The following is a 13998-nucleotide window of genomic DNA, read 5'->3' on the forward strand; positions in this document are numbered from 1 at the left end:
CATCTGTCGGGTGCGGGCTTCGCGGTCACGAAGCTACCGTCACAGGTCATAACGCCGACAGGGGACCAGGAGGTTCCGCCCACCTTTACTTTCTTTGCCGAAGAGGTGGCGGGGCGCGGCAAAAAGAGGTGACGAACACCTGGTGGGGCGGGGAACATGGGTGTCATGTCCGGGCCCTATGTCATCCGCGGTTCGGTCTCCCTGCCGGAGGCCGAGCTGATGTGGCGTTTCTCGCGGTCCTCCGGGCCCGGCGGGCAGCACGTCAACACCAGCGACTCCCAGGTGGAGCTGCGCTTCGACCTCGCGGCCACCGAGGCGCTGCCCGAGGTGTGGAAGGAGCGCGCGCTGGAGCGGCTGGCCGGGCGGCTCACCGACGGCGTGATCGCGGTCCGGTCCTCCGAGCACCGCTCCCAGTGGCGCAACCGCGAGACGGCCGCCGTACGCCTCGCGGCGCTGCTGGCGGAGGCGTCGGCCCCGCCGCCCCGGCCGCGCGTGAAGCGGAAGGTGCCCCGCGGCATCAACGAACGCCGGCTGCGGGAGAAGAAGCAGCGCGGCGACACCAAGCGGGGCCGCTCGGGGCGCGACTGGTAACGCGGCACGAAAGACGGCCGCCACCCCCGGACTCAGCCCAGCTGCCGGTACTTCCCCCGGAAGTACGTCAGCGGCCCGCCCTCCCCGCTCGGGACGTGGGCACTCAGCACCCGGCCGATCACCAGCGTGTGGTCCCCCGCGACCACCCGCTGCTCCGTGCGGCACTCCAGCGTCGCCAGCGTGCCGCCCGCCAGCGGGGCGCCGGTGACCTCGCCGCGCACGTACGGGATGTCCTCGAAGAGCAGCCGGTCGCTGATCCGGCCCTTCATGGCGAACCGCCCGGCGATGTGCCGCTGGCTCTCCGACAGCACGGACACCGCCCACAGCGGCTGCTCCGCCAGCAGGTCGTCCATCCGGGAGTCGTTGCGCAGGCTCACCATGACCAGCGGCGGGTCGAGCGACACCGACATGAAGGCGGTCGCGGTCATCCCGACGTCCTCGCCGCGTCCGCCCTCGTCGAGCGGCGGCTCCTGGGCCGTGACCAGCACCACGCCGGCCGCCAGCCGGGACAGCGCGGCCCGGAACTCTTCGTTGCTCACCCCCTCAGCATGGGGGACGGGCTCGGTACGCGGGGTGGGGGGCTTCGTCTGCAACACACCGGGAACGCTAGTCGCGCGCCCCGTGCCCCCGCATCGGGCCAGGGGACCAGCCGGGTCCTAGGACCCCCGGGGCGCTGACCTGCTCCGATCACACCGTGCTCGTTTGTGACTTGAGTCACAGAGTGCGATATTTGTTGACCCTGTGTACCGGGTGCACAGCTCGCTGTGATTCAGTTGCCGTGACACTGCAGTAAGTACGTCACGTACGTCGATATGAATTCTGGAGTGCTGTCGAGGTCTCGGGGAGTGCGAGCGATGGACGCCGAGTCGGAGCCCTACGTCCGTCTCGCGACGATGCGGCAGCTGCACCAGGCCGTCGCCGATCTCAACACGGCACGGAGCCTGGCCGACACCCTGCAGACCGTGGCCGACGGGATCGTCGCCAACCTCGGGTACGAACTCGCCTGCGTCAACCTCGTCCGCCCCGACGGCGATCTCGTCGTCGCCTCCCTGGCGGGGAACCACGCCGCCGAGGCCCTGATCACCGGCCGGGTCGGCTCCCGCGGCTCCTGGGAGCGCCGGCTCGCCATGGGCCAGGCGTGGGACGGGCTGCGGTTCATACCGCACACCGAGGGCTGGGTCCTCCTCGACGACGACGTGCCCCAGTGGCACACGGAGGGCCCCGAGCCCCGCTTCGAGGACGAGTGGCACCCGCAGGACCGGCTCTACGCCCCGATGTACGCCTCCGGCGGCGGCTCGGACCTCCTGGGCGTCATATCCGTCGACCGGCCGCGCAACGGACGCCGCCCGGGCGCCTGGGGCCGCGAGGCGCTCCACATGTACGCCTCGCAGTCCGCCATCGCGATCAGCAACGCCAGGCTCCGGGCCAACATGCAGCGCGCCCTGGTCCGGCTGGAGCGCGAACAGCAGGCGCTCAGGGCCAGTGAGGAATCCTTCCGCCAGGCCTTCGAGTACGCCCCCAGCGGCATGGCCATCGCCGAGCTGGGCGGCGACCAGCAGGGGCGGCTGCTGCGGACCAACGACGCGCTGTGCCGGCTGCTGGGCCGCCCCGCGTCGGTGCTGCGCCGCTACTCCTTCGCGGACCTGGTCCACCCCGAGGACATCGGCACCCTGCTCCGTACCTCCGCCGAGGGCGGCCGGGCGGAGCTGCGCCTGGGCCGCCGGGACGGCTCGTACCTGTGGGTGTCGCTGCGCAACTCCGTCGTCGCGGACACCGCGGACGGACCGCGGTTCCTGCTGACGCACGTCGAGGACATCGAGGAGCGCAAGCGCCACGAGCTGAACCTCGCGCACCGCGCCTCGCACGACGCGCTCACCGGGCTGCCCAACAGCGCGGAGCTGCGGGCCAGGCTCGGCGCCAGGCTGTGCGCCCGGCCGGACGCGGCGGCGACCACGGACGTGCAGGCGCTGGACGCGGCGTACGGGGACGACCCGCGGGGCCACTACACGCCGGACCCGGGTGCCCACCCGTTCGACCACCATGTGCACGCCGTGGCGCCGGACACGTCGCGGGACGACGGTGCGAAGGGGCTGGCGGTCCTCTTCTGCGACCTGGACGGCTTCAAGTCCATCAACGACCGCTTCGGGCACCACACGGGTGACGCGGTTCTCATCGAGGTGGCGCGCCGGCTCACCACGTGTGTGCGGGACGGGGACACCGTCGCCCGGCTCGGGGGTGACGAATTCGTCGTCCTCGCGGACGGGCTGGGCGCGGCGGACGCGGCTGACCTGGCCGTTCGGCTGCGGAACGCCATCATTCCGCCGATCCGGGTGGACGGGCGCGCGGTGCGGGTCGGGGCGAGTTTCGGGATCGGCTGGGCGGCCTGCGGGATGACCGCGGAAGAGGTGCTGCGCTCCGCCGACCAGCGGATGTACATCGAGAAGCGGTCGCGGTCGAAGGTTCACCGCAGGGCCGGCTGACGTTCTTCCGCGCGACCCCGTCCGGGTTCCCGCCCGGGGCCGTGTCAATTCTTGACATCGTCCATTCGAGGTAGGCTCGGCCGGTCGGCGGCGGCCGGCGACATTGGGCGACGGCTGGCGACATGGTGAGGAGTGACCCAGGGATGGCCGGGAACAACGGCGCGAGCACACCCGAGGACGACGATCCGTTCGGCTACCTCTACGAGGACGGGCAGGCGGCCGGTGCGCAGCCGCCGGGTCAGGGCGGCTACGGCTACCCGGGGCCCGCCGCCCAGCCGGGTGTGCCCCGGACCTCGTACAACCAGGTGCGGACCGTCGGCGAGCGCCAGTACGGGCAGCAGGTGCCGCAGCAGCAGGCGTACGGGTACCCGCAGCAGGCGCCCCAGGGCCAGTACGGTCAGCCCAGCCCGCAGTACGCCGCTCCGGAGACGTATCCCGGCGGCGCGGCCACCTCGCAGGTGCCGCAGCAGGGCGGGCGCGGCGGTGCGGGCGGTTCCGGCCGGGGCGGTCCGAACACCAAGGGCCTGCTGATCGCCGCGGTCGCGGTGGTCGCGGTGGTGCTCATCGGCATCGGCGCGGCGCTGATGACGGACGACGGCGACAAGGACAAGAAGGCCGAGGCGACGTCCTCGGAGGGTCCGGGCAAGCAGGTCGAGCAGTCCCCGACGCCGGAGACGTCCCCGTCCTCCTCGGCCCCGGCGGAGCTGCCGGAGCAGGACGCGGCCTCGCTCCATCTGGGCGGCACGGCGGAGCTCGACAACTCCGTGAAGGGCGCCAAGAGCGCGAACGGGCAGTACATCAACCTCAACGAGGTGGGCCGTTCGGCGACCTGGACGGTCGAGGTGCCGGAGGACGGCGAGTACACGCTGTTCGTGACGTACGGCGTGCCGGGCAAGGACGCGAAGACGTCCCTGACGGTCAACTCCGAGGACCCGCGCGACATCAACATGAAGAACTTCGCGAACGCCCCCGAGGGCGATCTGGAGAAGGGCTGGACGACGACGTACGCCTACGTCAACCTCGTCAAGGGCCAGAACACGCTGATGATCTCGTGCAACGAGGGCGATCAGTGCGACGCCAACCTGGACCAGCTGTCGCTGAAGGCCGGTCACCAGACCCGCTGACCGGCGCCACACACGTTCCGGCCCCCTCGCCTCCGGGCGAGGGGGCCGTGGCGTTCGCGGGCCGAGCTCAGCCCATCAGGGCGAGGAAGCCGGCCACGGTCGCGGCCATGGCCTCGCGGCCGGGGGCGATGTACTTGCGGGGGTCGACGCCCGTGGTGTTCTCGGCGAGGTGGGCGCGGACGGCTCCGGTGAACGCGGTGTTCAGAGCGGTGCCGACGTTGATCTTGACCATGCCGGAGGCGGCGACGGCCTGGCGGATCTCGGCGTCCGGGACGCCGCTGGAGCCGTGCAGGACGAGCGGGACGGGGACGGCGTCGCGGAGGCGGCCGATCAGCTCGTGGTCGAGGGCGGCGGTGCGCTCGGTCATGGCGTGCGAGGAGCCGACGGCGACGGCGAGGGCGTCCACGCCGGTGGCGGCGACGTACGCGGCGGCCTCGTCCGGGTCGGTGCGGACGCCGGGGGCGTGGGCGTCGAGCGGGGCCTCGCCCTCCTTGCCGCCGACCTTGCCGAGTTCGGCCTCGATCCAGATGCCGCGCTCGTGGCCCCAGGCGACGGCCTCGGCGGTGGCCCGGACGTTGTCCTCGTAAGCGAGCTTCGAGGCGTCGAACATGACGGAGCCGAAGCCCTCGTCGTGGGCCCGGTGGAGCAGGTCGGCGGACTCGACGTGGTCGAGGTGCAGGGCGAGCGGGGCGCTCGACGTGCGGGCGACGGCGGCGGCCGCGGCGGCGATGGCGGTGAGCCGGCCGCCGTGGAACCTCACGGCGTTCTCGGAGATCTGGAGGATGGCGGGGGCGCCGGCGCGTTCGGCGCCGGTGGCGATGGCCTCCGCGTGTTCCAGCGTGATGACGTTGAAGGCGGCGATCCCGCGCCCCTGGGCCTGGGCTGCGGAGACGAGTTCACCGGTGCTGACGAGCGGCATTGCTGACCTCTGTTGTTTCCCCGGGTCCGGCGGACGGGCCCGGTGCGGGGCGGGGGCGGGCCCCCGCTGCTGGTGCGGTTCTCAGGCCGCCGCTCCTGGTCCTTGTTCCTCGACGGCCACGCGCGGCAGCAGCTCCTCGTACGCCGTGCGGTCGAAGTCGCCCGCGGTGGGGGCCAGCACGGTCGCCGTCGACAGTGCCACCGCCCGGCGCAGCCGGTCCGGCCAGCTCAGGGACTCCACGAGTCCGGAGAGCAGTCCGGCCACCGCGGAGTCGCCCGCTCCGGTCGGGTTGCCCTTGACGGGGGCGGGCGGCGAGGCCCGCCAGACGCCGTCCGGGGTGACCGCGAGCATGCCGTCCGGGCCGAGCGAGGCGATGACGCCGTGGGCGCCGCGGCGGCGGGCGTCGCGGGTGGCGCGCAGGGGCTCGCGGGAGCCGGTGAGCTGGGCGAGCTCGTCGGAGTTCGGCTTGATCAGGTCGGGGCGGGCGGCGATGCCCCGGCGCAGCGGTTCGCCGCTGGTGTCCAGGAGGACGGGGACGCCGGCGGCGCGGGCGAGCCGGACGAGTTCGCCGTAGGCGCCGACGTGGATGCCGGGCGGGAGGCTGCCGCACAGGGCGACGGCGTCGGCGGTCTCCAGGAGGCCGGCGTACGCGTCGAGGAAGGCGGTCCACTCGTCGGCGCCGACGTGCGGTCCGGGTTCGTTGAACTGGGTGGTGTCGCCGGTGGCGGCGTCGACGACCGCGAGGGTGCGGCGGGTGTCGCCGGCGACGGGGACGAGCGCGTCGGTGAGGGCGCCCTTCTGCCGGGGGAGCGCGGCGAGCAGGTCGCGCAGGACGGCCCCGGTGGCGCCGCCGGCGAAGCCGGTGACGACGGTGTCGTGGCCGAGGGCGGTGAGGACGCGGGCGACGTTGAGGCCCTTGCCGCCGGGGCGCTCGGAGAGATCGGTGACCCGGTGGCTGGAGTGCGGTACGAGGGCGGGGACGCCGTACGTCAGGTCGAGTGCCGTGTTCAGCGTGACCGTGAGGATCACCGCGGCCGCCCCTTCGCTTTCGATCCGTGCCGAGCGCTGATTCCTTGCCGGAACGCGCTTTCCGTGCTGGTTTCCCAGGCGATCATGCCAAAGAGGGGGCGGTCGGCCCAGACCTGGGGACCAACCGCCGTCTCTTCGTTACGTAGCCCGCCGCGCGGACTTCAGCCGGCCGCGGCCTCGGGCCGGACGATCCACTCGCCCTTGCGCATGACGCCCTTGAGCCGGAAGTCCGCGTCGAGGACTACCAGGTCGGCGTCCTTGCCGGGCTCCAGCGAGCCGACCCTGTCGTCCACGCCGAGGAGGCGGGCCGGGTTGGCGGAGATGGACCGGACCACGTCCTCGACGGGGATGCGGTCGATGGTCACGGCCCGGTGGAAAGCGGTGTCCAGGGTGAGCGTGGAGCCCGCGATGGAGTTGCCCTCGACGAGGCGGGCGACGCCGTTCTCGACGTTCACGGCGAGCGGGCCGAGCTGGTAGCGGCCGTCGCCGAAGCCGGCCGCGTCCATGGCGTCGGTGATCAGGGCGACGCGTTCGGCGCCGGCGTGGTGGTAGGCCAGTCCGAGGGCGGCCGGGTGCAGGTGCGTACCGTCGTTGATCAGCTCGACGGTGACCCGCTCGTCCTCCAGGAGGGCGGCGATCGGGCCGGGCGCGCGGTGGCCGATGGCCGGCATCGCGTTGTAGAGGTGCGTGGCGACGGTGGCACCGGCGTCGATCGCCTCGACGGTCTGCTCGTACGTGGCGTCGGTGTGGCCGATGGCCGCGATGACACCGTGCTCGGCGAGCAGCCGTACGGAGTCGATGCCGCCGGGCAGCTCGGTGGCGAGGGTGAACATCTTCGCGGTGCCGCGTGCGGCGTCCATCAGCTTGCGGACCTCGGCCGGGTCCGGGTCGCGCAGCAGGGCCTCGCTGTGGGCGCCCTTGCGGCAGGGGGAGATGAAGGGGCCCTCGAAGTGGATGCCGGCGAGATCGCCCTGTTCGACGAGCTCGGAGAGGATGCCGGCGCGCTCGGCGAGGAAGTCCATCTCGCCGGTGACCGTGGAGGCGACCAGGGTGGTGGTGCCGTGCTCGCGGTGGGTGCGGACGCCGGTGAGGACCTCGTCGACGGTGCCGGAGGTGAAGGACGCGCCGCCGCCGCCGTGGTTGTGCATGTCCACGAAGCCGGGGACGATCCAGTGGCCGGAGAGGTCCAGGACCGGGGCGTTCTCGGCCCCGTCGCCGGCGATGCGGGTGCCCTCGACGATCACCCGGCCGTCCTCGACGGTGCCGGTGGGCAGTACCACCCGGGCCCCTGCGAGAACGGTGCTGTCTGCGCGTCCGGCCATCAGGCGGATACCTCCGTGGAGAGTAGATCCCAGGCGAGCAGCCCTGCGCCCAGGCATCCGGCGGTGTCCCCGAGGGCCGCCGGGACGATGTGGGGCAGCTTCTGGAACGTGACGCGTTCCTCGACGGCCGCACGGAGTGGTGTGAACAAGGTTTCCCCGGCCTCGGCGAGCCCGCCACCGATGATGAGCGTGCGCGGGTCCAGCAGGGTGAGCGCGGTGACGAGCCCGGCGGCGAGCGCGTCCACGGCGTTCTGCCAGACCTCGACGGCCTTCGGGTCGCCCGATTCGACGGCCTTCGCGCAGTCGGCGGCGTCCGCCTCCGGGTCGCCGGACGCGGCCGCCCAGGCGCGGCTGACGGCGGAGGCGGAGGCCAGGGTCTCCAGGCAGCCGCGCTGGCCGCAGCCGCAGTCGGGGCCGTCCGGGCGGATGACGATGTGGCCGATCTCGCCCGCGTAGCCGTGGGCGCCCTCCTCGATCGCGCCGGCGATGCCGATGGCCCCGGCGATGCCGGTGCCGAGCGGGATGAAGAGGAAGCGGTCGGCGCCCTGGCCCGCGCCGATCCGGCCCTCGGCGAGGCCGCCGGTGCGGACGTCGTGGCCGAGCGCCACGGGCACGCCGCCGAGGCGTTCGCCGAGCAGCTGCCGCATGGGTACGTCGCGCCAGCCCAGGTTCGCCGCGTAGACGGCGATCCCCTTCTCGGCGTCGACGATGCCGGGGACCGCGACTCCGGCCGCGACGGCGCTCTCGCCGAAGTGCTCCTCGCCGTACGCGCGCAGGTCGGCGGCGAAGGTCAGGATCGACTCCACGACGGCTTCGGGGCCGCGCTCCCTGCCGGTCGCGCGCCGTGCCTCGTGGAGCAGGGCGCCGTCGGCCCCGACCAGTGCGGCCTTCATTCCGGTGCCGCCCACATCGAGGGCGATGACGTGTTTCACGTGGAACAGTTTCGCCCGAGGGACCCAAAAGGTCTAGTCCACTATCGCTGTTTGTTGCGCATCCATACAAAATCCCGGTACCGGTTACGGGGAACGGTCCCGGATTGTCGAGAACCGTCCCCCGGCGGGCCCGGTGGCCCTACTCCGGCAGGATCACGCTGCGCGAGAGGTTGCGCGGGTGGTCGGGGTCGTACCCCTTCGACTCGGCCAGCACCACCGCGAGCCGCTGCGCGCGGATCAGGTCGGCCATGGGGTCCGCCGAGCGGTGGGCGACCAGCGTCCCGCCGACCGCCGCCACCTCGCCCGCCAGTCCCTCGGGCAGGGCGCCGAAGACCCAGGCGACCCGGTTCGGTCCGGTGATCGCGATCGGGCCGTGGCGGTACTCCATCGCCGGGTACGACTCGGTCCAGGCGCCCGCCGCCTCGCGCATCTTCAGCCCGGCCTCCTGGGCCAGCCCGTAGGTCCAGCCGCGCCCGAGGAACGTCCACTGCTCGGCCGCGACGACCGCCTCGTCCAGCGGCTCGGTCACCGCCAGCTCCGCGTCCACCGCCGCCTCGGCCACCGTCTTCACGCCCGCCGGAAGCGGACCGGCCGCCTCCAGGCCGGCGCGCAGGAAGGCGAGCGCGGTGGTGGCGAACCGGGTCTGGACCACCGACTCCTCGTCCGCCCAGTCGAGTACGGCGACCGCGTCGGCGGCCTCCATGACCGGCGTCCCCGGGTCGCCGGTCAGCGCGACGGTGGCGGTCCTCCCGCGCAGCTCGCCCAGGAGCGCCAGCACCTCGCTCGTCGTACCGGACCGCGTGATCGCCACCACCCGGTCGTACGGGCGGCCCACCGGGAACTCCGAGGAGGCGTACGCGTCCGTCTCGCCCTGCCCGGCGGCCTCCCGCAGCGCCGCGTAGGCGATGGCCATGAACCAGGAGGTGCCGCACCCGGTGACCGCGACGCGCTCGCCCGGTCTCGGCAGCCCCTCGAACTCCGCGCCCGCCTGCGCGGCACGCCGCCAGCAGCTGGGCTGGGTGGCAATTTCGGTTGCGGTACGCGACATGCGGAACGGCTCCTTGCGGTGGGCGGGCGAGGCGACTCGGCGGGGAGGTGGTGCGCACGGACCAGGGGCCGGACCGGAGTTGACTAAAGGTCTGGACCAATAAGACTCATACGCCGAGACCTACTTAGCAGCCGCCGCGGGCCCCGTGCAATGCTGCTGCGTTGTGGAAGCGATACCTCCGTGGTGTAGACCTCTATGCCGATGGCGGGGAAAATCGCAGCTCACCCGGAGGGCCCCGCGCGGACGCGGGAGCCCCGGGCGGTGCAATCGACGAGGACGGACTGAGCTGTGCAGCGGCGTTACTTGGGACTGACGGCGGCTGTCGCCGTGATGGGGATGACGGCCACGCTGTCGGGCTGTGGCGGTGACGGCGGCTCGGGCGACGCCACGCTGACGGTCGTCGCGGCCGACTACGGCACCGGCGAGGCGAACAAGTCCGACAAGTACTGGGACGGAGTCGCCCGCAGCTTCGAGGCGTCCAACCCCGGGATCAAGGTCGACGTCACCGTCCTGCCCTGGACCGACATCGACCGCGAGGTCGCCAAGATGGTCAAGGACGGCAAGGCCCCCGACATCGCGCAGATCGGCGCCTACGCGGACTACGCCAAGGCCGGGAAGCTCTACTCCGCCGACGAGATGCTGAGCATCCCCACCCAGGCCAACTTCCTGCCGAAGCTCGTCGACGCCGGACGGGTCAACCGCATCCAGTACGGGCTGCCCTTCGTCGCCAGCACCCGGCTGCTCTTCTACAACAAGAAGTTCTTCAGCCAGGCCGGCCTCCAGGCCCCCCGCACCTGGAGCGACATCGCCTCCGACGCCGCCGCGCTCAAGCAGCGCGGTGTGACGTACCCCTTCGCGCTGCCGCTCGGCCCCGAGGAGTCCCAGGCCGAGACCCTGATGTGGATGCTCAGCGGGGGCGGCGGCTACACCGACGAGGTCGGCTCGTACGACATCGAGTCGGAGGAGAACGTCAAGACGTTCAACTGGCTGAAGACGAACCTCGTCGACAAGGGCCTCGTCGGCCCCGTCGCGCCCGGCAAGCTGAACCGGGCGAAGGCCTTCGAGGCGTTCACCAAGGGCCAGGTCGGCATGCTCAACGGCCACCCCACGCTGATGGAGGAGGCCGAGCAGCAGGGCGTCGAGGTCGGCATGGTCCCGCTGCCCGGCGAGAACGGCCACACCGAGGCGTCGATGGGCGTCGCCGACTGGATCATGGGCTTCAAGCAGAACGGCCACCGGACCCAGATCGGCAAGTTCTTCAACTTCCTGTTCACCGACAAGAACGTCATCGAGTTCGCCGACATGTACGACCTGCTGCCGGTCACGGACAGCGCGTCGGCGGCGATGGAGGACGACTCCAAGTACAAGCCGCTGCACAAGTTCCTGGAGGCGCTGTCGGAGTCCGAGTTCTACCCGTTCGGCAAGACGTCCTGGGCTGCGGCGAGCGAGTCGATCAAGGAGAACATCGGCAAGGCGGTGGAGCCGGGGGCGAACCCGGAGACCGTGCTCGCGCACATATCGCGGGAGGCGGTCGCGGCGGAGGCGGCGGAGTAGTCCTCCGCGTTTCGTGGGGGCGGGGCGCGCCATATATTGGCTGATATGACCGCCCACCCCCCGAACGGCCCTGCCGATCCCGCCCCGCTGTCCGACCGCGACCGCGCGGTGCTGGCGGTCGAGCGGCAGTCGTGGGCGGGGCCGGGGGCGAAGGAGCGGGCGATCCGCGAGCGGTTGGGGCTGTCGCCGACGCGGTACTACCAGCTCCTGAACGCCCTGCTGGACGACCGGCGGGCGCTGGAGGAGGACCCGGTGACGGTGAACCGCCTCCGCCGCGTCCGGGAGGCGCGGCGGGGGAGGCGGTAGGGCGCGGTGCGCCTGCGGCGAGCCTGTTCCCCACCTCGCCCCTCCCCGAACCCGGGGCGCCGCCCCGGACCCCGCGCCTCAAACGCCGGCGGGGCTGGAAGTGGCACCGGCGAAGCCAAAAGCTGCCGCAGCTGCCCGGCAGCGAAAGCAAAACCAAGCCCCTGCGGCGTTTGAGCAGCAGGGCGCGGGGCGGAGTCCCGGGGGCGCGTCGGCCAAGTCCAGCCCCTGCGGCGTTTGAGCAGCGGGGGTTCGGGGTGGAGCCCCCCGGGGGTGCGTCGGCCGAATCCAGCCCCTGCGGCGTTTGAGCAGCGGGGTGCGGGGCGGAGCCCCGGGGGTGCGTCGGCCAAGTCCAGCCCCTGCGGCGTTTGAGCAGCGGGGGTTCGGGGGCGGCGCCCCCGTGGCGGTGGGCCCGGGGGCGGATACGCTCGACCGCATGGGCACCCAACCGCACACCCCCGCCGGCCACCGCGGCCTGGACGCCATCCTCGCCCGGCCGGCCGAGGCCCTCGTCGCGCTCGACTTCGACGGCACGCTGGCGGACATCGTGCCGGACCCCGAGCAGGCCAGGGCGCACCCCGGAGCCGTGGAGGCGCTGGCCGCCCTCGCGCCGAAGGTCGCGTCCGTGGCCGTGATCACCGGGCGGCCCGCCGCGGTCGCCGTGCGGTACGGCGGGTTCGCGGAGGTCGAGGGGCTCGACCACCTCGTCGTACTCGGGCACTACGGGGCCGAGCGCTGGGACGCCGCCACGGGGACCGTGCACGCCCCCGCCCCGCACCCCGGCGTCGACACCGCACGTGCAGAACTCCCCCGCGTACTGGAGGAGTTCGACCCGCAGGGGGAGGCCTGGACCGAGGACAAGGGCCGCGCCCTCGCCGTGCACACCCGCCGCGCCGCCGACCCGCAGGCCGCGTTCGACGCGCTGCGCGGGCCCCTCGGCGAGCTGGCCGCCGAGCACGGGCTGATCGTCGAACCGGGGCGCCTGGTCCTGGAGTTGCGGCCCCCAGGCATGGACAAGGGCGTCGCACTCACCGAGTACGTGCGCGAGATCGGCGCCACGTCCGTGCTGTACGCGGGCGACGACCTGGGCGACCTCGCCGCGTACGCCGCCGTGGAGAAGCTGCGGACGGACGAGGAGAACCCCGTACCGGGGCTGCTCGTCTGCAGCGGCAGCGCCGAGGTCCCGGAGCTGGCCGACCGCGCCGACCTGTCCGTGCCGGGGCCGGGCGCGGTCGTGGCGTACCTCCGCGCCCTGGCCGACCGCCTGCCCTAATCGCGCCGCAGCGCCTCCAGCTGGTCCAGGAACCACCGCTGCGGCGGCAGCGCGGTCGCCGCGTCGGCCAGGCGCTCCGAGCGGGCGGCGCGCACGTCGTCCGGGAGCGTCAGCGCCTCGTGGAGCGCGGCCGCCGTCGCCGAGACGTCGTACGGGTTGACCGTGAACGCGTGCTCGCCGAGCTCCTCGTACGCACCGGCCTCCCGCGACAGGACCAGCGCGCAGCCCTCGTCGGAGACGACCGGGATCTCCTTGGCGACCAGGTTCATGCCGTCGCGGATGGGGTTGACGAGGGCCACGTCGGCCAGCCGGTACGCGGCGAGCGAGCGGGCGAAGTCGTCCTTGACGTGGAGGACGACCGGGGTCCAGGAGTCCGTGCCGTACGTCTTGTTGATCGCGTCGGCGACCTGCTGGACCTCCGCGGTGTACTCCCGGTAGACCGCCAGGTCCTGCCGCGAGGGGTAGGCGAACGCGACGTGCACGACGCGCTCGCGCCACTCGGGGCGCTCGTCGAGCAGGGCGCGGTAGGCGTGCAGGCCCCGGACGATGTTCTTGGACAGCTCCGTGCGGTCGACCCGGACGATGGTCTTCCGGTCGGGCCCGATCTGCTCGCGCAGGGCCGCCATCCGCTCGTCGACGTCCGCCTCGTGCGCGCGGCGGCGCAGGAAGCCGGCGTCGGCGCCCAGCCCGTGCACCCCGATGCGGGTGCGGCCGGTGCCGCCCAGGATCTCCGTACAGCAGCCGATGAAGGCGTCCGCCCAGCGGCGGGTCAGGAAGGCGGCGCGGTCGGCGCCGAGGATGCCGCGCAGCAGCTGCTCGGCGATGTCGTCGGGGAGCAGCCGGAAGTAGTCGACGGGCGCCCACGGGGTGTGCGAGAAGTGGCCGATCCGCAGGTCGGGGCGGAGCTCGCGGAGCATGCCGGGGACGAGCGAGAGGTGGTAGTCCTGCACCAGGACGGCCGCGCCCTCGCCCGCCTCCTCGGCGAGCGCCTCCGCGAAGGCCCGGTTGTACGCCTCGAAGGAGGCCCACTGCCTGCGGAACTCCGCGTCGAAGACGGGCTCGACGGGCGTCTGGTACAGCATGTGGTGGACGAACCACAGCACGGAGTTGGCGATGCCGTTGTACGCGTCGGCGTGCACGTCGGCGTCGATGTCGAGCATCCGGACGCCCGGCTCGCCGACCCCGCGGCGCACCGCCTCGCGGTCGCCGTCGCCGAGGGCGGCGCAGACCCACATCTTGTCGTCGACGGCGCTGAGGCCGGAGACGAGTCCGCCCCCGCCCCGTTTCGCTTCGAGGGAGCCGTCCTCGCCCCGTGTGTACGACACGGGACCGCGGTTGGACGCGACGAGGACCTGGGCAGCGGGCTGGTGGGGGGCGTGCTCGGAGACCATGGCCGGAATCTAGCCCGAACCCGATCCGCCCA

The 13998-nt window shown here is 72.9% G+C and carries 13 protein-coding genes; 6 read left to right on the forward strand and 7 right to left on the reverse strand.

What is annotated here, in order from left to right; all coding sequences use genetic code 11:
* Positions 1 to 156 precede the first annotated feature (156 nt).
* Positions 157 to 591, forward strand: coding sequence for an alternative ribosome rescue aminoacyl-tRNA hydrolase ArfB (gene arfB / locus OG242_RS17640; RefSeq protein WP_164639828.1), 435 nt, complete (start codon positions 157 to 159; stop codon positions 589 to 591).
* Positions 592 to 623: 32 nt separating this feature from the next.
* Here the strand turns inward: arfB and OG242_RS17645 are convergent, their stop codons facing one another.
* Positions 624 to 1130 (reverse strand): flavin reductase family protein, encoded by a 507-nt coding sequence (locus OG242_RS17645; RefSeq protein WP_405899078.1) that lies wholly within the window; start codon positions 1128 to 1130, stop codon positions 624 to 626.
* A gap of 315 nt (positions 1131 to 1445) precedes the next feature.
* Here OG242_RS17645 and cdgB point away from each other — a divergent pair, with 315 nt between their 5' ends.
* Together cdgB and OG242_RS17655 are read left to right on the forward strand one after the other, a co-directional pair.
* Positions 1446 to 3071, forward strand: a complete 1626-nt coding sequence (cdgB, locus tag OG242_RS17650; protein WP_405899079.1) for a diguanylate cyclase CdgB — start codon at positions 1446 to 1448, stop codon at positions 3069 to 3071.
* A 143-nt stretch (positions 3072 to 3214) separates the two neighbouring features.
* Positions 3215 to 4195 carry a carbohydrate-binding protein gene (locus OG242_RS17655; protein ID WP_405899080.1) on the forward strand — a complete coding sequence of 327 codons (981 nt, stop codon included), beginning with the start codon at positions 3215 to 3217 and terminating at the stop codon, positions 4193 to 4195.
* Between the two features lie 67 nt (positions 4196 to 4262).
* Here the strand turns inward: OG242_RS17655 and OG242_RS17660 are convergent, their stop codons facing one another.
* From OG242_RS17660 to OG242_RS17680, 5 genes are all read right to left on the reverse strand, one after another.
* Positions 4263 to 5114 carry a ketose-bisphosphate aldolase gene (locus OG242_RS17660; RefSeq protein ID WP_405899081.1) on the reverse strand — a complete coding sequence of 284 codons (852 nt, stop codon included), beginning with the start codon at positions 5112 to 5114 and terminating at the stop codon, positions 4263 to 4265.
* An 81-nt stretch (positions 5115 to 5195) separates the two neighbouring features.
* Complete coding sequence (locus OG242_RS17665; protein ID WP_405899082.1) at positions 5196 to 6143, reverse strand: 1-phosphofructokinase family hexose kinase; 948 nt, start codon at positions 6141 to 6143, stop codon at positions 5196 to 5198.
* 161 nt (positions 6144 to 6304) lie between these two features.
* Positions 6305 to 7465 carry an N-acetylglucosamine-6-phosphate deacetylase gene (gene nagA, locus OG242_RS17670; RefSeq protein ID WP_405899083.1) on the reverse strand — a complete coding sequence of 387 codons (1161 nt, stop codon included), beginning with the start codon at positions 7463 to 7465 and terminating at the stop codon, positions 6305 to 6307.
* Positions 7465 to 8358, reverse strand: a complete 894-nt coding sequence (locus OG242_RS17675; protein ID WP_405901640.1) for an ROK family protein — start codon at positions 8356 to 8358, stop codon at positions 7465 to 7467. The genes nagA and OG242_RS17675 overlap by 1 nt, the downstream gene beginning before the upstream one ends.
* A 178-nt stretch (positions 8359 to 8536) precedes the next feature.
* Entirely contained in the window at positions 8537 to 9445 is a 909-nt protein-coding gene (locus OG242_RS17680) for an SIS domain-containing protein (RefSeq protein WP_405899084.1), read from the reverse strand.
* A 336-nt stretch (positions 9446 to 9781) separates the two neighbouring features.
* Between OG242_RS17680 and OG242_RS17685 the strand changes: the two genes are divergently transcribed.
* From OG242_RS17685 to otsB, 3 genes are all read left to right on the forward strand, one after another.
* Entirely contained in the window at positions 9782 to 10999 is a 1218-nt protein-coding gene (locus tag OG242_RS17685) for an extracellular solute-binding protein (protein WP_405899085.1), read from the forward strand.
* Between the two features lie 45 nt (positions 11000 to 11044).
* Positions 11045 to 11305, forward strand: coding sequence for a DUF3263 domain-containing protein (locus tag OG242_RS17690; protein ID WP_405899086.1), 261 nt, complete (start codon positions 11045 to 11047; stop codon positions 11303 to 11305).
* 433 nt (positions 11306 to 11738) lie between these two features.
* A complete protein-coding gene (gene otsB / locus OG242_RS17695) occupies positions 11739 to 12575 on the forward strand; it encodes a trehalose-phosphatase (protein WP_405899087.1) in 837 nt (278 codons plus the stop codon).
* On the opposite strand, the gene OG242_RS17700 is transcribed toward otsB, so the two are convergent.
* Positions 12572 to 13966, reverse strand: a complete 1395-nt coding sequence (locus tag OG242_RS17700) for a trehalose-6-phosphate synthase (protein ID WP_405899088.1) — start codon at positions 13964 to 13966, stop codon at positions 12572 to 12574. The genes otsB and OG242_RS17700 overlap by 4 nt on opposite strands.
* Positions 13967 to 13998: the final 32 nt, after the last annotated feature.

It is taken from the genome of Streptomyces sp. NBC_00727, assembly GCF_045161745.1.
Classification (GTDB): domain Bacteria; phylum Actinomycetota; class Actinomycetes; order Streptomycetales; family Streptomycetaceae; genus Streptomyces.